19 protein-coding genes and 1 riboswitch are annotated in these 19914 nt (G+C 56.9%); of the genes, 11 read left to right on the forward strand and 8 right to left on the reverse strand.

Going from position 1 to position 19914, the window contains the following annotated elements:
• Nucleotides 1–411: 411 nt before the first annotated feature.
• Both dctP and QMZ18_RS06350 read right to left on the reverse strand, forming a co-directional pair.
• Entirely contained in the window at nucleotides 412–1416 is a 1005-nt protein-coding gene (dctP, locus tag QMZ18_RS06345; RefSeq protein ID WP_282605379.1) for a TRAP transporter substrate-binding protein DctP, read from the reverse strand.
• Between the two features lie 53 nt (nucleotides 1417–1469).
• A complete protein-coding gene (locus QMZ18_RS06350) occupies nucleotides 1470–2153 on the reverse strand; it encodes a GntR family transcriptional regulator (protein WP_322097145.1) in 684 nt (227 codons plus the stop codon).
• A gap of 240 nt (nucleotides 2154–2393) precedes the next feature.
• On the opposite strand from QMZ18_RS06350, the gene QMZ18_RS06355 reads away from it, so the two are divergent.
• Nucleotides 2394–4451, forward strand: coding sequence for a TRAP transporter large permease subunit (locus QMZ18_RS06355; protein WP_282605381.1), 2058 nt, complete (start codon nucleotides 2394–2396; stop codon nucleotides 4449–4451).
• A 6-nt stretch (nucleotides 4452–4457) separates the two neighbouring features.
• Entirely contained in the window at nucleotides 4458–4754 is a 297-nt protein-coding gene (locus QMZ18_RS37015; RefSeq protein ID WP_367575940.1) for a barstar family protein, read from the forward strand.
• Here QMZ18_RS37015 and QMZ18_RS06360 read toward each other — a convergent pair.
• From QMZ18_RS06360 to QMZ18_RS06375, 4 genes are all read right to left on the reverse strand, one after another.
• Entirely contained in the window at nucleotides 4686–5549 is an 864-nt protein-coding gene (locus tag QMZ18_RS06360) for a sterol desaturase family protein (protein WP_282605382.1), read from the reverse strand. The genes QMZ18_RS37015 and QMZ18_RS06360 overlap by 69 nt on opposite strands.
• 27 nt (nucleotides 5550–5576) lie before the next feature.
• Nucleotides 5577–6179, reverse strand: coding sequence for a TetR/AcrR family transcriptional regulator (locus QMZ18_RS06365; protein ID WP_282605383.1), 603 nt, complete (start codon nucleotides 6177–6179; stop codon nucleotides 5577–5579).
• A gap of 339 nt (nucleotides 6180–6518) precedes the next feature.
• Nucleotides 6519–7067 (reverse strand): 6,7-dimethyl-8-ribityllumazine synthase, encoded by a 549-nt coding sequence (locus QMZ18_RS06370; RefSeq protein WP_282605384.1) that lies wholly within the window; start codon nucleotides 7065–7067, stop codon nucleotides 6519–6521.
• Between the two features lie 84 nt (nucleotides 7068–7151).
• Nucleotides 7152–7330, reverse strand: a riboswitch (FMN riboswitch).
• Between the two features lie 235 nt (nucleotides 7331–7565).
• On the reverse strand, nucleotides 7566–8252 hold the full coding sequence (locus tag QMZ18_RS06375; protein WP_282605385.1) for a glutathione S-transferase family protein: 687 nt from the start codon (nucleotides 8250–8252) through the stop codon (nucleotides 7566–7568).
• A gap of 123 nt (nucleotides 8253–8375) precedes the next feature.
• Here QMZ18_RS06375 and QMZ18_RS06380 point away from each other — a divergent pair, with 123 nt between their 5' ends.
• Together QMZ18_RS06380 and QMZ18_RS06385 are read left to right on the forward strand one after the other, a co-directional pair.
• Nucleotides 8376–8786: a helix-turn-helix domain-containing protein gene (locus QMZ18_RS06380; RefSeq protein ID WP_322097146.1), complete on the forward strand. Its 411-nt coding sequence runs from the start codon at nucleotides 8376–8378 to the stop codon at nucleotides 8784–8786.
• Between the two features lie 156 nt (nucleotides 8787–8942).
• A complete protein-coding gene (locus tag QMZ18_RS06385; protein ID WP_282605386.1) occupies nucleotides 8943–9455 on the forward strand; it encodes an ATP-binding protein in 513 nt (170 codons plus the stop codon).
• Here the strand turns inward: QMZ18_RS06385 and QMZ18_RS06390 are convergent.
• Entirely contained in the window at nucleotides 9433–9741 is a 309-nt protein-coding gene (locus tag QMZ18_RS06390; protein WP_282605387.1) for an NIPSNAP family protein, read from the reverse strand. The genes QMZ18_RS06385 and QMZ18_RS06390 overlap by 23 nt on opposite strands.
• Before the next feature lie 163 nt (nucleotides 9742–9904).
• Nucleotides 9905–10492 (reverse strand): cysteine dioxygenase family protein, encoded by a 588-nt coding sequence (locus QMZ18_RS06395; RefSeq protein ID WP_282605388.1) that lies wholly within the window; start codon nucleotides 10490–10492, stop codon nucleotides 9905–9907.
• Nucleotides 10493–10604: 112 nt separating this feature from the next.
• Between QMZ18_RS06395 and QMZ18_RS06400 the strand changes: the two genes are divergently transcribed.
• From QMZ18_RS06400 to QMZ18_RS06430, 7 genes are all read left to right on the forward strand, one after another.
• Nucleotides 10605–11438: a LysR substrate-binding domain-containing protein gene (locus QMZ18_RS06400; RefSeq protein ID WP_282605389.1), complete on the forward strand. Its 834-nt coding sequence runs from the start codon at nucleotides 10605–10607 to the stop codon at nucleotides 11436–11438.
• 96 nt (nucleotides 11439–11534) lie between these two features.
• On the forward strand, nucleotides 11535–12167 hold the full coding sequence (locus tag QMZ18_RS06405) for a glutathione S-transferase family protein (RefSeq protein ID WP_282605390.1): 633 nt from the start codon (nucleotides 11535–11537) through the stop codon (nucleotides 12165–12167).
• Between the two features lie 304 nt (nucleotides 12168–12471).
• Complete coding sequence (locus QMZ18_RS06410; RefSeq protein WP_282605391.1) at nucleotides 12472–13131, forward strand: TetR/AcrR family transcriptional regulator; 660 nt, start codon at nucleotides 12472–12474, stop codon at nucleotides 13129–13131.
• 181 nt (nucleotides 13132–13312) lie between these two features.
• Complete coding sequence (locus tag QMZ18_RS06415) at nucleotides 13313–14557, forward strand: efflux RND transporter periplasmic adaptor subunit (protein WP_282605392.1); 1245 nt, start codon at nucleotides 13313–13315, stop codon at nucleotides 14555–14557.
• A gap of 260 nt (nucleotides 14558–14817) precedes the next feature.
• Nucleotides 14818–17979: an efflux RND transporter permease subunit gene (locus QMZ18_RS06420; RefSeq protein WP_282605393.1), complete on the forward strand. Its 3162-nt coding sequence runs from the start codon at nucleotides 14818–14820 to the stop codon at nucleotides 17977–17979.
• Between the two features lie 116 nt (nucleotides 17980–18095).
• The gene (locus tag QMZ18_RS06425) at nucleotides 18096–18872 is read left to right on the forward strand and encodes a sulfite exporter TauE/SafE family protein (protein ID WP_282605394.1); all 777 of its coding nucleotides are present in this window, start codon (nucleotides 18096–18098) and stop codon (nucleotides 18870–18872) included.
• Nucleotides 18869–19912, forward strand: a complete 1044-nt coding sequence (locus tag QMZ18_RS06430) for a D-cysteine desulfhydrase family protein (RefSeq protein WP_282605395.1) — start codon at nucleotides 18869–18871, stop codon at nucleotides 19910–19912. Before QMZ18_RS06425 ends, QMZ18_RS06430 begins: the two co-directional genes overlap by 4 nt.
• Nucleotides 19913–19914 lie beyond the last annotated feature (2 nt).

Raw genomic sequence — 19914 nt, forward strand, 5'->3', positions numbered from 1 at the left:
CGCGGACGTTGTTGCTGTCAGAGCGTGATGGATAGTGCCGCTGAAGGCAAATTTTCTAAATTTGCGAAGTGACCACGCGCAGGCGCAGTCGTTTGGCAAGATTCATACACAGTGTCTCTATTACCCGCGCGGCAAAAGAGGCAAGAGCGGCGCTACAACGATTTTGGATGGCAGTGCAGGAGCTTTGGAACAGGCCGTCTCTATCGTGGAAGGTGTCGTCCCACAATGCGGCCGTTTTGATGATGGTTATTGTTCGTCGCTAGGAGGTTTGAAGCTTGGTTGCCTCAGCCGACACGGACAAGCCCGATATACAGTAGTTGGGTGGCTTGACCGGGCCGATGGGGCGCCAGAGGCGGCTCCATCTGACCCAGTTTCGCTCTAGCCATCTGATTTCGTTATCGGTTCAGCCTGCTACTTGCCTAGAACCGCGCGGACCCTTTTAACGAGCGCTTTGCCGTCAACACCCAGCTCGTCTGCCCGTTTGTACCAGGTCTCGTAAACAGCATCGGTATACTTGGGCACAAATAGCTCTTCGAGTTTGTTGTCCGGTGCAACCCAGAACTGGGCACCGTCGGCCTCGATTTTCTCCTGCATCACTGTCTGGTACTCGTAGTAGCTATGGAAACTCTCTTCCTGCAGCGACCACATCTCTGCCTTGATCATTTGCTGCAAATCGGCGGGAACTTCCGCCCATACATCCTTGTTGACCAGGATAGCCCAGCCCACGATCGGGCCTGTTTTCCAGTTCTGCAGATACTTGGTCACGCGTCCGAAACCGTGTTGGTAGCCGGCACAGCTGGCTGACATGATACCGTCGATGAGGCCGCGATCCAGGGCCGAGGGAATTTCGCCCCAGGCGATTGGCGTGGGCTTTGCGCCCAGTGCATTCAACAGGTGCGCGGATTCAGTATTATTGACCCGGATCTTCTTGCCTTTGAAATCTTCGATAGACTGAATAGGGGTCTTCGACCAGAGGTTCTGGGTGCAGAACGCGCCCTCGGCCAGAACGACGCTGTTCCATTTTTCCAGCCAGATGTCCGCCAGCAGTTTGCCGTAAAACGCATCCCAGACAAACTTGTACTCTTCAATGTTCTCGATCAGGCCCGGCAAGTGCGATAGTCCCATGCGCGGGTCACCGGAGCTAAGATAAGGGTGCAAGACAGCCGACATCTGGGTTCGGCCATCGCGCACCGATGGTGCCAATTGCGTCCCCTTGACCAGGGAATTGTTGATCGTAATTTTGACCCTGCCGTCGGTTGCTTTACTGACACGCTCTGGAACCTGCAATACCGATTGGGAATAAATCGAGCCGGGGCCGGGGATCATGACCATCGTCAGATCGACCTCCTGCGCGTTAGCGACCAAGCTTGGGACCGACATGACGAGGCTGATGAAAAATAGAATTCGTTTTTTCATTGTTCTCTCCTGCTAAATTGCCCGTTTACTCCAACGCGGGCGCATATATTTCCTTACGAACGCTGAATGCCGGATAATTGTGAAATTGCAGCGCTCATTGCGCTTTGTATGTGTTCTATGCAGGCTTTCTTCATTGCCTCTCCGTCGCGTGCGCTGGCCGCTTCCACGAGCAGTTGAAGCTCAAGCATCATGGCCTTGTTGCGGCCGGACGATGCAAGCGACATACGGCGTAGCATTTCGATACGCATGGTCAACGAGGTGACGAGCCCCTGACAAATCTGGCTCTTGGAGCCATCGAATATTATGCGGTAGAACTCCGCTTTGACCTCCAAAATCTTGCGGTGATCATTTTTCTTGGCGACGCGGCTAATTCGCACAAGAGCATCCTGTAGCCGCGCAATATCCTGATCAGACGCGTCACGGGCAAATTTCTCGCAGGCCAGTCCTTCAAGTGCTGCGCGGACTTCATAGATCTCCCGAACATTATCAAGGCTCAAGGTCGCTACGACCGGCCCCTTGTGGGGCACCATTTCAATTAGCTGTTCCGATTCGAGGTGCCGCAATGCCTCACGCACTGAGGTTCGGCTCACACCCAACTGCTCACATAGATCACGTTCAACAAGCCGGGTGCCGGGTGGGAAACGATGATCGATGATCGCCTGTCGAAGCTTATCGCAAGCCTTTTGGCGAAGGGTCATGGACTGCCGTTCTACCAAAAGTGAGCCTGCGTCTGGCATTGCTTTACGCCCCACTGAAATACCTTGGGAGTCGTCTCCGGCAAATAGCCGGGACTGTAGGTTCGTGCGCTCCAGGGGTAGAATATCACCAGTATTATTGTATGACAATCGTATAATCAGACGATAGAGTCGAGAAACCGATCGGATGGTTTGGCGTGTGGTACGCTGTCTGAAAGTCAGCGGGGAACAGGCGAACCTTGGGGCTCGGCATATTGTAAGTGCCGGGTAGGGGAAACGAATATGAACGCGTTGCCAAACGAGGCAGAACTCCAGCAATCAAACGCCGGCAGGTCACGATTTTCAGACAGTATTGATTTCCTATCGAACTGCGCCGGAGTGATCAGTGCTGCAGCACTCCTGTTGATCGTCTCGTTTGTCTGCTTTGAAGTGGTGTCGCGTTCTTTCTTCAATGAGCCGACGGTCTGGGTAACCGAATACGCCACCTACTTGCTGATGTGTATTGCGTTCGTCGGACTTGCCTACGCGCAAAAACAGGGCAGCCACATTCGAGTGGAGTTGCTGCTCGGATATCTCAAAGAACCGCTGCGTCAGAGACTGGAACTCCTGACCCACTGGATCGGATTGTTTTTTGTCGTCTTCGCTGCCTGGCAGATGGTGTCGTTCAATTATCAGGAGTATGTCAACGATACGCGGAATTGGGGACTGCTGGCGACACGGCAGTGGATTCCCGAACTATTTGTTTCGATTGGCTACGGCCTCTTCTCCCTGGCAATACTTGCTGACATCAATCGGCTCAGCAATTCGGCCAGGCGACACACCTGGTGGATTTGCATCGCCGTTTTTTGTGTTCTGGTCGTGCTTCTCTGTCGTCTGGGGCCCTATCCCCTCCCAATAAAATCGCTGCCATTGGACTGGGGCAGTTTGTGCATTGCCATCGCTTTTCCTATCGCCATCTGGGCCTGGAGCGGCGCTAGATTGGCGCTTGGCTTCTCGATCACCCTCACCGCCGTGGCGTGCTTGTTTTACTGGGGGCAGGGGCAGCCTCTTCTGCCCGTCGGGCTCTTGCTCATTCTGGCAATGCTCTTCTTTCTGCTCAGCGGCGTGAGGATTGCACTGGCACTGGGGAGCGTTGGAATGATGGGACTCTATTTCCTTCTCCAACAACCACAGCTGTCGTTGCTTGCCGAGCGGTCCTGGAACAGCATCAACTCCTTCACACTGACGGCAATTCCCATGTTCGTTTTCATGGGGGGACTTTTGCTGCGCAGCGGCGCGACAACTGAAATGTTTGATGCCCTGAGGCGATGGTTCGGTAAGACGCCGGGTGGAATTGCCCATGCCAGTATCGGCGCTTGCGGCATCTTTGCTGCTGTGTCCGGCTCCAGTCTGGCAACTGCGGCGACGATGGGGGCGGTGGCCTGCCCGGAAATGATCAAACGTGGATACAGCACGCGGCTGACCTATGGGGTTATCGCCGCGGGAGGTACGCTGGGCATCCTGATTCCACCGAGCATAGCCATGATCATTTATGGCACCACGGTGGGTGCGCCGATTACGGTCCTATTTATCGCCGGCATTGTGCCCGGCCTGCTTCTGATGGCGTCTTTCATGGCTGCTGTCTTCGTTTGGTCGATTATTGTAAAGGGAGCGGGGCCAAAGGGGCGAGGCTACAGCCTCGGGGAAAAGCTAGGCGCAATGCTTGGCGTTCTGCCATTCCTGACTTTAATCATAGTTGTTTTGGGTTCGCTTTACCTGGGTGTGGCAACTCCGACGGAAGCTGGTGGCATCGGTGCGGTTATAGCTCTTTTGTTGTGCGCACAGCGGGGTAAGTTCAGTTGGAACATGCTCATGGAAACCGCTTTGGAGACGGTCAAAGTAACTTCGTTCCTACTGCTGATCGTTGCCGGCGCGTCCATCCTGAGCTGGGTGTTCGACGCCCTTGGCCTTCCGGCGAGTCTGGTTGCAGAGGTTCAAGCGGTCGAATTCCCGCCTTGGGTCATTATGGCAATCATTGCGATGATCTACATCCTGCTCGGGATGTTCATCGACCCGATCTCAATGATGCTGATGACTCTCCCCGTAGCTTATCCAATCGTGATTACGCTTGGATTTGATCCGGTTTGGTTCGGTATCACTCTGGTGCTCATGATCGAGGTGGGTATGATCACACCGCCAGTCGGCATCATCCTCTTTGTCCTCAGGGGTATCAGCGGCGACGTGTCGATGGACCAGATCGTCTATGGCGTGCTTCCATTTGTTGCCGTAATTCTGCTCAATGTCGTTTTAATCTACATCTATCCATCTATCGTACTGTGGCTGCCGGGGCTGATGCAGTAGAGGACGATGCACCGTCGGCGTGGTGACCTTGTTAATCGGACGGTGAATTTGACGCTCGTGAGGTTGGACGGACGAGATTTCAAGGGCCGAAATTCCTTTCACGAGGAGTTCGCGAAAGCGACCGGGGGTCCGGTTTTCTATGACCGCAACGTGGATACCTGGATGGATTGCGCTGTCCTTTCATCGAAGTTCAGAAGCAAGACAGCGCGTAATAGCCCGTGCCGCTTCGAATCCCTAGCCCGCGGTCTTGGGCGGTTCCCACCCTGGGCGCTTGACCAGATAGCGCCAGGCATTACCCGGTGACTTTGCATTCCAGCAGTCCCGGGCCACTGCCTGAAACTCATGAAAGTTGATCGTGATTGGGTTGGATGACTTCAAAGGTTTGGTGATGCCGAAGACCGTATCTTCGGTTTCGGCCTGATAGGTTCCAAACATTCGATCCCAGACGATCAGGACGCCACCGTAGTTTTTGTCGAGGTAGGCCTCGTTGGAGCCATGGTGCACCCGGTGGACCGAGGGCGTGTTGAAGACTTTGTCCAGCCAGCCGAGGCGGCCGATCTTCTGCGTGTGGATCCAGGTCTGGTATGCGACGACGATGAAAATCGCCATCACCGTTTGCACAAGATTGAACCCGAGCAGGATCATAGGGATAAAGAAGACCCACTCCACAAGGCCCTCGATCCAGGCAAGCCGAAAGGCGGTGGTCAGATTGTATTCAGGCGAGGAGTGATGGACGCTGTGATAGGCCCACAGCACCCGGATCTCGTGCTCGAATCTGTGCATCCAGTAATAGGTGAAGTCGGCCAGCACCAGGGCGGCGAACCAGGTCCAGAGATTGACCGGTAGCTGATAGGGGACAAAGCTCTCGGCCAGAAACAGAGCGATTATGAAAACCGCCCCGTAGGCCGTTCGCTCAAGCAGGCTGTTAACGGCTGCGATAGTGATGTTCGCCACAGTTTCCTTCCAGCCAGACCGTTGTTTGAAAGCCAGATCCCAAAGGATCTCGATCAACGTCAATGCGATCATTGCCAGACCATAATATCCCAGGATTTCCAGCGGGCCCGCGTAGGCATCGAAACGGCTTTCCAGATTATCCATTTTTCCCGGTCCTTGTTTTAATGCGGGTTAATCGCGTGGCTGCAAGAGCCCAATGACGAAGGCGTCGACTGTGGCGGCCAGCTCGACCGGTTTGTAATCGGGGTCGAGAATGGCGCGCGCGCAAAGACCGTCAATCATGGCCAGAATGACCTGGCCGAGCGCGCCGGCAGATAGTTTCGAGGTGATCTGACCGCTCTTTTGAGCTCTGGCCAGCGCTGCGGTCAGAGCATCCTTGAGTTCGCGCTCATTGCGCGCCAGTGCGCTCCAGACAGTTTTGTTACGCGCCGCCTCTGCCAGCAGTTCGACAGCAAGCCGGCCATAGCTCTCGTCTGCGAAAAATTTAAGAATTTCGAACAGGATGACCCGTAGGCTGCCGATCAGATCTTTCGTCCGATCCAGTTCATCGATGATTTCTCTGCTGTCACGCCGCTCTTCCTCCGCAATGGCAAGAATGATCGCTTCCTTGCCTTCAAAGTAGCGGTAGACGCCGCCCGGGCTCATGTCGGCTTCTGTGCAGACGTCTTGCATGGTGGTCTGGTGGAACCCTTTGCGGACCACGCAGCGCACGGTGGCCTCTAGGATCTGTTTCCGGCGTGTTTCCGATAATCCCGGGTCGAACTTTCGAGCCATAGTTTCCGTCTTTCTCCCACGCACATTATCGACTGCCGCGCACCTTATAATTAAACGAACGAATGTTCGTTCTATTTATAATCAGGCATGCAGTTCGTCAAGACGCAAAAGGAAATCGCTGGAAAGAGCGGAGATGTCAGCGCTCTGCCCGGCAATCGGTCAAAGGTTTTTGCTCCGAGGATGTACCGATTATCTGCGGGCGCGTGGGCGGTGTGGTCTCGTCCATCGGGGCGAACTGCACAGCGACAACGCGCCACCGGGCCTGGTTGGCTGACCCGGTGGCTGAGAAAGGAGCTCAATAAGAGACGAAACGGGAACTCGTTCGCCAGGAGATCCGTTTTACGATGCCAGGGCGATCAGGGTTCTCTGGTTTTCCAGTGTCGCGACGCAGGCCCGCGCCGCTTCGGCGCCTTTGGTCACGAAGTGCTCGCTAAAGAAGGCGATTTGCTCAGGCGATTCCTGGAAGGTTTTGGGCGTCAGAACCACGGACAGAATTGGTACTTCGGTTTCCAGCTGAACCTGCATCATGCCCGACACCACTGCGTCGGAGACGAACTCGTGACGATAGATGCCACCGTCGACTACGAAGGCCGCGGCTACAATAATGGCGTAGTCGCCGCTGTTGGCGAGACGTTTAGCCTGCAGCGGAATCTCGTAAGCACCGGGCACCTGAAAAACATCGACGGAGTCGGTCGGCTGGTCGAGTGTTTCAAGCTCCCGCAGAAATCCTGCATGGCTCTGATCGACGATGTCGCTGTGCCAGCCCGCCTTGATGAAAGCAATGCGTGCCCGCGGCCCACCCTTGGCAAGCTTCGAAGAACCGGCAAGGTCGCCCGAACCGCTATTGCCTGAACCTGTATCGTTGGAAACGGAAAGAATCTGACTCATCTCGCACCCCATAAAAACAACGATTCGGGGCGCACAGAACAAGAGAGCGCACGAAGCCTGGAGGCACTCGCACAACAATCGTTACTCTGCTCTCTACCATCCGGACTATGACCGTCGGCTCCGGAGTCTCACCGGATCTGCTGACCCCAACAATCCATCTGTTGGGCGCTCGCGGGCTTATGCTCTTTAACCTCAGCCTTTCGGCTTTGGATCTCTCTGCATTTACCGCCGGTGGGGAATTTCACCCCGCCCCGAGAACATTCGATTGCGGTGATCAAAAACCTTTGTTGGATTTCGATCAAGATATTTTTTGCCCACTCTGTAGAGTATTGATTTAAAACGATACTGTCGGACGCATGTGTCTTCTAACCGGCCGAACAAGATTACTTAGGACGCGATCGTCATTGATTGACGCACTCAGGAACGTAAGTCGCCCTCCCGGCATATGGTCACGAGGTGGATTCACTTGCTTCGTTGATTCTGTGAAATGGATGAGACTTAAGCGCTGACACGCCAGTGGACCGGCGCAGTTGCGGCGACCCCTGGCAGTCTGGAGATACGTATTCGCCAGGCGGCGAGATGCGGATAGTTATGATCAAAGCGGTCGTAACCAAGCGACGCCATGGCATCAGGCTTGGTCTCGATTGCTCTCTGTATCCGGCCTATTTCGGCATAGGCGACCGCGTCTGCTGCTGAAGGCGCCGGACCGCAGAGGAAAGTCTTGTCGCCAAGCGTGGTTTCAAGAAACGCGCACTCACCGTTTAGAGTCTCCGCGGCCGAATGGAGCTCCCCCGCCTCCTGAGAATCTGGTGCCAGGGCGCAGCCGTCACCGGCGAATACCGGGAACACCACGCCGTTGGTCGCCGGCTGCAGATATTCGCAGCACTCCAACACGATCTGCCAGACCGCGGCGGTCTCGGCCGTCGTTGCGCCAAACAGCGGCCGCTCCGGATGAAAGCTGTCAAGCCATGCAAGAATTGCAATCGAGTCGCGGAGGACAAGGCCGTCCGCCTCCATCACAGGCACCTTTGCGCGTGGATTCAGCTGCAAAAAGGCCGGGGTTTCATGCTCCCGCTTTGAGCCCTGCAGGTAATGCGCCTCGTAATCGACACCCTTGAAGGCAAAACCAAGCATAGCCCGCCACCCGCAGGGGGCACCACTGATGGTATGGAGGATGATTGTCATAGCTTCAGCCTGCTGTTTCATCGATCTTGCTGTAAGGATAAGTTATTGGTATAAAACAACAAGTAGGCAGAATTTCTATATATAGTGTCGTTTTCAATACTTACTTGCCTGTTTGGAGTTAAATTGTCGATCAAAACCAAATCCAGGAAGCAGGCAAGCGCGACGTCGAAGTCAGAACCGTTGCGTGCCCAAGGCGGCCCCGTGATTGCGGGCACCTGCCCGATGCCGGATATCGCGCAGCTTATCGGCGGTAAGTGGAAGCTCATTATCCTGCAAATTCTGATCTTTCAGGGTATGAAGCGATTTAACGAATTGCGGCGCCTGATCGACGGCATCACCCAGACCATGCTGACCAGCCAGCTCCGCGCGCTGGAACGCGATGGACTGGTATCACGCAAGGTGTATGCGGAAGTGCCGCCCCGCGTGGAATATAGGGCCACACAGCGCGCACTGGATTTGCAGGAAATGTTCCAGGCTATGCACAACTGGTGGCTCAAAGGCGAGGAGGAAGGCGTCAAGAGAAAGCCGTCCTGACGTCCTCTTTTCCTCAATGATTGCTGTGACAATCGCCCGGCTTCCGGGCCTGCTGTGACCTGGAGTGTGGTCATTCTTCAGGGAAAATTTCAGGAATCTGAAGTGGGCCGGCACCGCTGTGCCTATCAGCAACGTCCCTTTCAATCGAGAGCTCCGATGTCCGAGAACCAACCGACACTGCATCTACTCTGCGGCAAGATCGCCGCGGGTAAGTCCACGCTCGCCTCACATTTGGCGTCAGAGCCGAAGACTATCCTGATCAGTGAGGACGTCTGGATGGCCCGGCTTTATCCGGGAGAGGTTGTTGCACTGGATGACTACACCCGCTGTTCCGGCCGTCTGAAGGAGGTCATGGGGCCGCACGCCGAAGCGCTGTTGAACGCCGGGATTTCAGTCGTGCTGGACTTCCCAGCAAACACTTTGCACCAGCGTCGATGGCTGCGCGGTATCTTCGAAAGCGCACGCGCCGCCCACAAGCTGCATCATCTCGATGTGCCGGACGAAATCTGCAAGGCTCGGCTCCGACAACGGAACCTGCAGGGCGCGCACAACTTCACCCCAAGCGACGATGACTTCGATCTGATCACCAGCTATTTTGTGCCGCCCTCGTCTGAAGAAGGTTTCGATATTATCCGCTATGACGCGGCTACCCCTCCAACACAGGCCTGAAGAAACTGCGCTCGTAACTCAGGATACAGCGGGTGTCCTCGGCGTACTTAAAGGCGGCCTGGCAATCCGGATCGTCAAGAATCCGTGTCCGGTACGCCTCGTACTCAGCGAGGCTCGGAAAGCTGAAGAGAGCCAGTCCGATATTGTTCGCGCCTTCGTCGGGTAGGAAATAACCATGGTGGTGCCCGCCATGGCGCTGCACCAGAGGAATCCACATCCGTCCGTAGCGCTCGAACTCGTCACGTTTGTAGGGATCGATCTTGTAGTGCACATAACAGGTGATCATGGTTCAGGGGCCTCTTAACAGATTCATCCTGAAGCCAGCATAAGTTGGTGAAAAACTGTCCTCAAACGACGATTGTTTGGGGTTCGCATTAGAAAATTTGCGGTGAACCGATAGGACCATAGTCTGGTCGAGTTTCAGCAAGTCGTTCTGAAACGTCGGCGTATTAGCGTGCGTCCTCGATGAATCCGAGATCTTTTAGATGAAAGCGGTGAACTTGACCGGTCTCCTGATCGAACTCCCTGCGCTTCCCTTGCTGGGGGAAGCCAAGTCCATAGAGATGCAGGTGCAACAAGGGTTCACTGCTCTTCGCCTCGATAGCATGAATGCCGCCGGGCATGAGCGAGACTGCCAATCCGGGCTGCACGGTTAGTTCGGTTACCTGACGCAGGCCCCCCACGTCTGATCCGTCGTGAACGTAGAGGCGGTGGGTCTCCTCGCCTTCGACCGCCGCGACCAGAGCCCAACTGCCACCATGATCATGCGGACGCGAAGTCTGACCGGGACGGCTCGAATTCACATAAAGGGCGTAGCCGCCGTCTTCGTCCTGGTAGATCAGGGAGGTGCGCTCGATCTCGACTTCGTTCGGCACGGGAAAGTCGCTGCGCGGGAAGAGTGCGCGCTGCTCGCAAAGACTCATCAGGTGGTGCTTGGCCACTTCCAGCGCGGGGACGGTTACGCCACCTTGAAATGAACGTTTGATTCTCGAGATGCAATCTCGAATCGCGGCTTCCCGTTGGGCCTTCACGCTCATGGTCGTGGATCCTCTTCCTGTTTGGCTGTCAGGGTGGATCTTACTTCTGGCATTGAAATGAGAAAAACGAATTGTTAATATCGTTATCATGAGAAAAATTGATTCCTCATTAGTGAATAGCGACCTGCTCCGCAGTTTTCTCGCTGTCGCCGAGATCGGAAATGTTACCCACGCAGCGGCTGCAATCGGACGGACGCAGTCGGCCGTAAGTCTGCAGATCCAAAAGCTGGAAGGCGTTTTCTCGGTCCAGCTGTTCGAGCGCGGATCGCGCGGTGTCCTACTCACCGACGAGGGGCAGCGCTTGCTGCCGGCCGCACGCAAGGCCCTGGCAGAAATCGATCGTGTTGGCGCGCTGTTTTCAGATCCGCTCGCCGGCCGCATTCGGGTCGGCATTCCTGACGACTACAACGAGACCATTCTCGAAAAAGCTCTGGCACGCTTTGCGGCGCGCTACAACGACGTCGAGGTCTTTGTGCGATCGGGCTGTACGGCTGGTTTTCCCAACGCTATCAAGCGCGGTGAGTTGGATCTGGCGATTTTCTCGGCAGGCCCCAACGATCCGGAGAAGACATTCTTCTCAGAACCCACCGTCTGGGCTGCGGGTGCTGAGATGCTGTTGGACCGGAATGTAGCCGTGCCCCTTGCTCTGTTCGACCGCGACTGCTGGTGGCGCGATGTTGCGACCAGCGCACTGGACCAGGCTGGGCGAAGCTGGCGGCTGGCCTATCAGAGCGAAAACTATACCAGTGTTAAAGCCGCGATCTCCGCAGGCTTGGCTGTCGGCATTCTCGCCAGAAGCGCTGTCGAAGACTCGATGCAAATCTTGGGTGAACCCGAAGGATTTCCGCCTCTGCCGCCGACGTCCCTCTCTCTGCTAAAAGGCCCGAACGCTGCAATACGGGTGGTGCAGGAGATGGAAAAGGCACTCCGCTCGGCAATTCTCTAATGAGAATGAAAAGTTAAATCTGTGCCGGTAGGGCTGGCAGAACCTGCAGATTGTCTGTTCTATGGTTTTTTGACGTCTGTTCATTGGAAAACGAAGATGCCGGCGACGCTCATGCACGCGCCCCTGACCTGCTCATTGGCAGCGCGATTTGCCGCCGCTGAAGGCAAGGTTCCGCTTGAGATCGCGTATCTGAATCTGCAAACAAAGAAATTTGAAGAAGGCGGATCGCTCTACGATTTCAATCCTTTGGGCCAGGTTTCGGTTCTGCGCCTGGAGAGTGGAGAGATCATAACCGAAACTTCGACGACCTTGTTGTGGATCCAGGCGCAGTCTTCGGAGCCGGCCTTTCGCCGGGAACCCAATGACCCGGATTACTACCAGTTGCTCCGCTGGATCGTGTTCTGTGCAACTGAACTTCACAAGCAGATCTTTCGTGTCGTCTTTTATCCCGAGGCGACCGACGACGTGAAAGACCGGTTCCGAGAATTGGCGCCTCAGCGGTTCGCTCTGCTCGATAGTCATCTCTCGGATCGCCCGTACTTGCTGGGTGACCGCTTTTCCGCTGCTGATGCCTATCTGGCGTGGTTTTTCGTTCTGGCCAAAAACGCGGGACTGGATTCGAGTCAGTACCGGAACCTTCAGGCTTATCGCAGTCATCTTCTGGAACGCCCTCTGATCCAGGAGCTGATCGTCAGCGATCGGCAGAAGGATGCCGGCATGACTCGGTAATTCACAGCTGAGTGGGATACCGTGCAGCCCCCTAACCAATCTGCAATGCGTCTGCACTGCGGTAAGGTTTTTGTCGGAATGTCCAGGTAGGCGAGCTGCTTGGTCGAATCTGTCATAAGCCTGCTTGTGCGTCCGCTCTCCGTAGGCTTCTCCAAGTGATTCACAGCAGTAGTTCGCCGTGATTTCTCGGGGAATCGACTTGAAGATACCGATCGGTATGCTATATTTTTGGATTGAAGATCATCCTGCGGTGGCTTTCGCGAGCGGTGGTCGGTTAAAAGCCGGTTTGACGAGGCTGACAATCATGAGAAATGCTGCGGAAACGCGTGATAAACTGCTCGAAACGGCGACGGGTCTAATCTGGCAGAGCAACTACAGCAGTGTCGGTGTTAACGAGATCTGCAAGCAGGCCGGCGTGACCAAGGGCGCCTTTTATCACCACTTCGATACTAAGGCCGATCTCTATGTGGCGGCCTCGCGCCACTATTGGGAAGGCATGAAGCGTGACTTGGATGCAATCTATTCACCGGCCTACACGCCTCTGGAACAGTTGGAAAACCTTATCCAACTGATTATTCAAAAGCAGATAAGTGAATGTATTTGCAGAGACTTGGAGGTTGCCGGCTGCCCCTTTTTTACCGCAGGCGGGCAGGCCGGTATAGACGACATTAAGATCCGGCGGGCCGCGCAGGAAATGGAAGAGCATGTGCAGAAATACAGCGTTGCTCTTGTTCGTGGACTGAAGGGGGAGGGTGTGCTCAATGGCGATCCGGATATCGAGCAAGTCGCCCGCTTCCTCCATCATTTTATCCAAGGGCTATTGGTCTACGGTCGCCTGATGAACAGCCTGGATGCCGTTCGGGCGGACCTGCGTGAAGGCCTCTACCGGCTGATCGATTTAAAAGACGAATACCGGATTGCAGAGTCGGAACAGCCTTATTCGAAGGCCTCCGACGCTGCCTGACACCTAATGTCAATCATCCTCATACCTGCTGTGCATGCCAGATACGCGTAGCGGTTCGCAAAAAAAACACGCCAGAGTATTGACAACATACCGATCGGTTTCTACCTCTAGGGCTACGTAACTACACTGATCGGTTTACCGGCTGGACTCCTTGGCTGGACTCCTCGAAAGGAAGAGCGAGATGAGCGCTGGGTCGAAACTCAGAACTGCAATGATTGCCTTTACTCTAGCCGGTGCTGTGGCAGGCGGTGGTTACCTTGCGCAACCCTACCTGACGGAAAGTATGGGCGTAGGTCCGGTTGCCGCGGAACCGGTGCCACAGGCCATGCCGGTGAAGGTCATGGAGGTACAGACCCAGCCAATCCGACTGTGGAGCGACTTTTCCGGCCGCCTTTCGGCCATCGACCAGGTCGAGCTGCGCCCGCAAGTTAGCGGCACGATCGAGGAAATCCATTTCGAAGACGGCCAGATCGTAACCAAGGGCGATGTTCTTCTGATTATCGACCCGCGTCCCTACGCGGCGGCGGTTGCCGAGGCCAAGGCCGATTTGAATGCGGCATTCCATACGCTTAAGCTTGCCAAAAAGCAGCGTGGCCGCTCCGAGCAACTGGTCAAGAAGGGACACGTCTCAAAGAGCGTTCTGGATGAGCGGATCAGCGACCACACGGTTGCCGTCAGCCGTGTCAACAGCGCTAAGGCGAAGCTGGCCCAGGCAGAAATCGACCTCAACTACGCCTATGTCAAAGCGCCGATAAGCGGCCGTTTGAGTCGGGCGGAGATCACCGAAGGTAACCTGGTCGAGGCCGGTCCCAATGCGCCAATTCTGACTTCGATTGTTGCGACCGAGGGTATCTACGCCGACTTCGATGTGGATGAACGTACATACCTCCGCTACGTACATGAACTGGCCAAAGCTGGCGTTGCGGTAAACAAGCTTCCCGTTGAGCTCGTGATTGATGCCGGTGAACTGCGCAGCTATCGCGGTCACATTCACAGCTTCGACAATCAGATCGATCCGGCGACCGGCACGATCCGTGCCCGGGCCATTTTTTCCAACGTTGACGGCAGCCTGCTGCCCGGCATGTTCGCCGAAGTCCGGCTTGGTGGTTCCAAAGCCGAGGAACTGGTTCTTCTGAATCCGGGCGACATTGGCACGGATCAAGACAGGAAGTTCGTTTATCTTATCGACAAAGAGGAAAAGGTCGCTTACCGCGAAGTATCTCTGGGCGCATCGGTCGATGGCAAGCGTGTGGTTACACGCGGACTCGAAGCCGGCGACCGAGTCATCCTGGGCGGCTTGATGAAAGTGCGTCCAGGCCTCAGCGTCACTCCGATCCTGCCTGAAGCCGCTGCACCCCCTGAAACTGGCGAGTCGACGCAGGTGTCCGAGACCGGCAGCAGTGCCGAGGCAGGCCTAACAAACTAGTGACATCGTTGCAGTTTCGTCTGGGTAGAGGTCTATGGGCTGATTGGTCCGGGCTTCAACAGATCCCGTTCCACAAATAGTTCAAACGCCAGAGGCTATGGCGCATGTAGTGCGCATATCGGCTTCAGGACAGTTGGTGACACAGCACTCCTGTTCCTCCCGGCATCGCTGTATCGCATCCCACCCTATCAAAGTAGAGGCTGATTTACGGTTTGGCTGTTTCAGCGAAAACCGATCAGGTTCCAGGAGAGACCGTTAACATGTCCTTTCCACGTTTTTTCATTGACCGGCCAATCTTCGCCGGTGTGGTCTCGATCCTGATTCTGATTGGCGGTTTGATCGCAATGCTGAACCTGCCGATCTCGGAGTATCCCGAGGTGGCGCCGCCGTCAGTGGTGGTGCAGGCGCAGTTTCCCGGCGCGAACCCGTCGGTCATCGCCGAGACCGTGGCGACTCCGCTGGAAGAGCAGATCAACGGGATCGAAGGCATGCTCTACATGAGCTCCCTGGCGACGACCGATGGCAATCTCTCGCTGACCATTACCTTTGAAATCGGGACTGATCCCGATCTGGCGCAACAGAAGATTCAGAACCGGGTGTCCCAGGCCCTGCCGCGTCTGCCCGAAGTCGTGCGACAGCTCGGCGTCACGGTTGTCAAAAGCTCACCCGATCTGACCATGGTGGTCCATTTGCGCTCGCCGAACGAGCGCTATGACATGCTCTATCTGCGCAACTATGGAACCCTGAACGTCAAGGACGCCCTGGCGCGGGTCAAAGGCGTGGGGCAGGTCCGGCTGTTTGGTTCGGGCGACTACGCCATGCGGATCTGGCTGAACCCGGATCAGATCGCGGAACGCAACATGACGGCTTCCGAAGTCCTGGACCAGATTCGTCGTCAGAATGTTCAGGTTGCCGCCGGTCAGATCGGCGGGCCGCCCTACGACGACGGAATCCAAGTCCAGCTGCCGATCAACGTTAAGGGCCGCCTGCAGTCCATCGAGGAGTTTGCCCAGATCATCGTCAAGCGTGATGTGGATGGCACAATTGTGCGGCTTGGCGATGTCGCGCGGCTGGAGATGGACTCACAGCAGTATTCACTGCGCTCGCTGCTCGACAATAAACCCGCTGTCGCCATTCCGATCTTTGCTTCGCCGGGCGCCAATGCCCTGGATATTTCCAGTGGTGTGCGTTCGACCATGGCGGAACTCGCCGAGTCCTTTCCGGAGGGTGTTGATTACAGCATCGTCTACGACCCGACGGTCTTCGTGCAGAAGTCCATCGAGTCGGTGATCAAGACGCTGTTGGAGGCTTTGGCGCTGGTGGTGCTGGTGGTCATCGTGTTCCTGCAGACCTGGCGTGCTTCGATCATTCCTTTGCTGGCTGTACCGGTTTCGATTGTCGGTACCTTTGGGCTCATGCTCGCCTTTGGCTTTTCGATCAATGTGCTGTCTCTCTTCGGCCTGATCCTGGCCATTGGTATCGTGGTCGACGACGCCATCGTCGTCGTGGAGAATGTCGAGCGCAACATCGCCGAAGGTTTGAAGCCGCGCGAGGCCACCATTGCCGCCATGAAAGAGGTGACGGGGCCGATCATCGCCACCTCGCTTGTCATCACCGGTGTCTTCGTACCGATCGCCTTCGTCAGTGGGCTGACGGGGCAGTTCTACAAGCAATTCGCCCTGACCATTGCCATTGCCACCATCATCTCGACCATCAACTCCCTGACCCTGAGCCCAGCGCTTTCGGCCATTCTGCTGAAAGGCAAGGATGCGCCGAAAGATATCCTGACCCGCGCGATGGACTTTCTTTTCGGCTGGTTCTTCCGGCTCTTCAATCGTTTCTTCGGACGGGCCACGTCGGTCTATGCCAAGAGCGTGGGTGTCTTCGTCGGGCGCAAGGGGATCATGATGGCGCTTTATGCGCTGTTGCTGGGCGCCACCTATCAGGGCTTTCAGATGGTGCCACCGGGCTTTATTCCCCTTCAGGACAAGCAGTACCTTGTGGGCTTTGCGCAGTTGCCCCAAGGGGCAACGCTGGAACGGACAGAAGAGGTCATGCGTGCCATGTCCGACGTTGCGCTCGCGGAGCCGGGCGTGACCAGCGCCGTCGCCTTTCCGGGACTCTCGATCAACGGTTTCGTCAACAGCTCCAGCGCCGGTATCGTCTTCGTGACACTTGACGACTTTGATGAGCGGACGGACCCCTCGCTCTCGGGCGGAGCCATCGCCCAGAGCTTGCAGCAAAAGTTCGCCGGCGTTGAAGATGCTTTCGTTGCGATCTTCCCACCGCCGCCCGTCCAGGGCCTGGGTACGATCGGTGGCTTCAAGCTGCAGGTTCAGGACCGCAGTGATCAGGGTTATCGGGCGCTGGACGATGTCATGAAGCAGGTGCAGGCCAAGGCTTGGGCCGCGCCCGAGCTGACCGGCGTCTTCTCCAGCTACAACATCAATATGCCGCAGCTTTTTGCCGACGTGGACCGGACCAAGGCCGAGCGCCTGGGCATTCCGGTGGATGAGATATTCCGCACCATGCAGATCTATCTCGGCTCACTCTACGTCAACGACTTCAACCGCTTTGGACGGACGTATCAGGTTATCGCCCAGGCGGATAAACCCTTCCGCTCAACACCGGAAAGTATCGCGCAGCTGCAGACCCGCAATGCCGCAGGGCAGATGGTACCTCTGGGCTCGGTCGTAACGGTATCGGAGACTTTCGGCCCAGACACCACCATGCGCTACAATGCCTTCCGCTCCGCTGATCTGAACGGCAACGCAGCGCCGGGCTATTCGAGTGGTGAGGCGCAGGCGGCCATGACCAGGATTCTGGAAGAAACCCTGCCACCGGGAATGGACTTCCAGTGGACCGAGTTGACCTACCAGCAGATCCTGGCGGGTAATACAGCAATCTTCATCTTCCCGCTCTGTATCCTGTTGGTGTTCCTGGTGCTGGCCGCGCAGTACGAGAGTTTGACCCTGCCGCTCGCGGTGATCCTGATCGTGCCAATGTCGATTCTCTCCGCCTTGATCGGCGTCTATTTGACCGGAGGTGACAACAACATCTTCACCCAGATCAGCCTCTTCGTGCTGGCGGGACTTGCGTCAAAGAACGCGATCCTGATCGTCGAGTTCGCGCGCGAACTGGAACGGGAGGGCCGGGGCCTGATCGAGGCGGCAGTCGAAGCCAGCCGTCTGCGTCTGCGCCCGATCCTGATGACGTCCTTCGCCTTTATCATGGGCGTCGTGCCTCTGGTGCTCTCCAGCGGCGCGGGTTCGGAGATGCGTCAGTCAATCGGCATTGCGGTCTTTTCCGGCATGCTGGGCGTGACCTTCTTCGGGATTTTCCTGACACCGATCTTCTATGTGCTGGTGCGCAAGCTGGAGAAGCGAAAGGAAACCGGTGGAATTGCGCAACCGGCTGAGTGATCGGTGAGGTGACCTGAGATTAAGATGGCACGGGCGCACGCAGGGCTTTCCTTAGACCCTGGGCACTGCCAAGATCGGTATCTGCTCGCCTGTCCTTTAAATCGGCTACTGTCTCCTTGGAACAAGACCTCATCTTTCTGGCGATTGCCTTTTTCAGCGCGTCGATGCTTCAGGCTGCGACCGGGATTGGTTTTGGGATCATCGCCGGGCCGGTGCTGCTGCTGGTCCTGAATTCCCCGGCGGCGATACAAATCAGTGTGCTGCAGAGCTGGCTGATCTGTGCCGCACTGGTACCGGGGCTTCGCAGCTCGGTCCATACTGATCTCCTGAAGGTTTTCGCCAAGGGTAGCGTGATCGGCATTCCGCTCGGCGGGATCGTCTATTTCCTGGTTTCTATTGGTCTGTTGAAGTTTCTCGCCGGCCTGGCCGTGCTCGGCACGCTGTTCTTCGTGCTGCACAGCAACGGCTCCGGCAAGCGGCGACAGGCTGCCGCGAACGCGGGGCCGCCGCCGGTGACGGGCGGCTGGCCGCTTTCTATGGGTTTGGTGTCCGGCGCCATGAACAGCGCCCTCGCCATGCCGGGCCCCGTGCCTGCCGCCTGGATGTCCGGTGCCGGCCACGCCAAGGATACCGTGCGCGCGACGACTCTGGCGTTACTGCTTTTCACCTATCCGGCGGCTTTTGTGCTGCAGTGGTTCCTGGTCGGACTTGAGGCGGATACCCTCTGGCTTTGCGCTGGGCTGGCGCCTGCGACGCTGGCGGGTATCCTGGTCGGCCGGCTGCTGGTGCGGCGGGTGACTGAGGTGGTATTCCGCTGGTTTCTTGTGCTCGTGCTGATCTGCACTGTCGCCGGCCTCTTTTACGATTCTCTCAAACCTCTGGTTTTGTCATGACGGATATAGCAAACACTTCGCCCCCCAGGCTCGGCCGGCTCGACGACCTGCCGCGCGCCGGATTATTCCATGCCCCGACCCATATGGAGCCCATGGCAAACCTGGGGGCTGCCCTCGGCACGAAACGGCCGCTGCTGGTCAAGCGCGACGACCTGACCGACATGGCCTTCGGCGGCAACAAGGTGCGCCAGCTGGAATTCTATCTGGGCGAGGCGCAGGCCCAGGGCGCCGACACGGTCCTGATCACTGGCGCGGTTCAGTCGAACTTCGCACGCCTTGCGGCTGCGGGTGCCCGTAAGTTGGGCATGGACTGTCATATTCAACTGGAAGAGCGCGTCGCCAAGAACGACCCGCGCTACCGCAACTCCGGCAACGTTCTGATCGAACGCTTGCTGGGGGCGACCTTGCATTCCTATCCGGAAGGTGAGGATGAGGCCGGTGCTGACCGGCAGTTGGGCGAGATCGCGGAAGGTCTGCGGCAAGCGGGACGCAAGCCCTACATCATTCCCCTGGCACCCGGTCATGCACCCCTGGGCGCGCTGGGCTATGTGGACATGGCGCGGGAGCTGCTGCAGCAGGTCGAAGCAGCCGGCCTTACGGTTGATGATATCATCATCCCCTCGGGCAGCGGCGCCACCCACGGCGGTTTTCTCTTCGGCCTGCGGGCGCTGGGCTCGCAGATCCCGGTCACCGGCATCTGCGTGCGCCGGGACGCGGCCCAGCAAAAGCCCAGGATCGAGCACCGCTGTCAGGAGATCGCAGACCTGCTGGAGGTCGAAAACCCTGTCCCAGCGGATGACGTCGTGGTCACCGATGCCTTTCTGGCACCTGGCTATGGCAAGGCCAGCGACGAGGTTCTGGACGCCATCCGCCTCGCCGCTCGCATGGAAGCCTTGATTCTGGATCCGGTCTACTCGGGCAAGACCATGGCCGGCTTCATTGATACCGCAAAGCGGGCAGAGGGAGAGGGGGCTCTGATCTTCATTCACACAGGCGGCACCCCCGCGATCTTCGCCTATGAGGGCGATTTGACGGCGTAAGT

It is taken from the genome of Pelagibius sp. Alg239-R121 (assembly GCF_947331435.1).
In the GTDB taxonomy this organism is placed as follows: domain Bacteria; phylum Pseudomonadota; class Alphaproteobacteria; order Kiloniellales; family Kiloniellaceae; genus Denitrobaculum.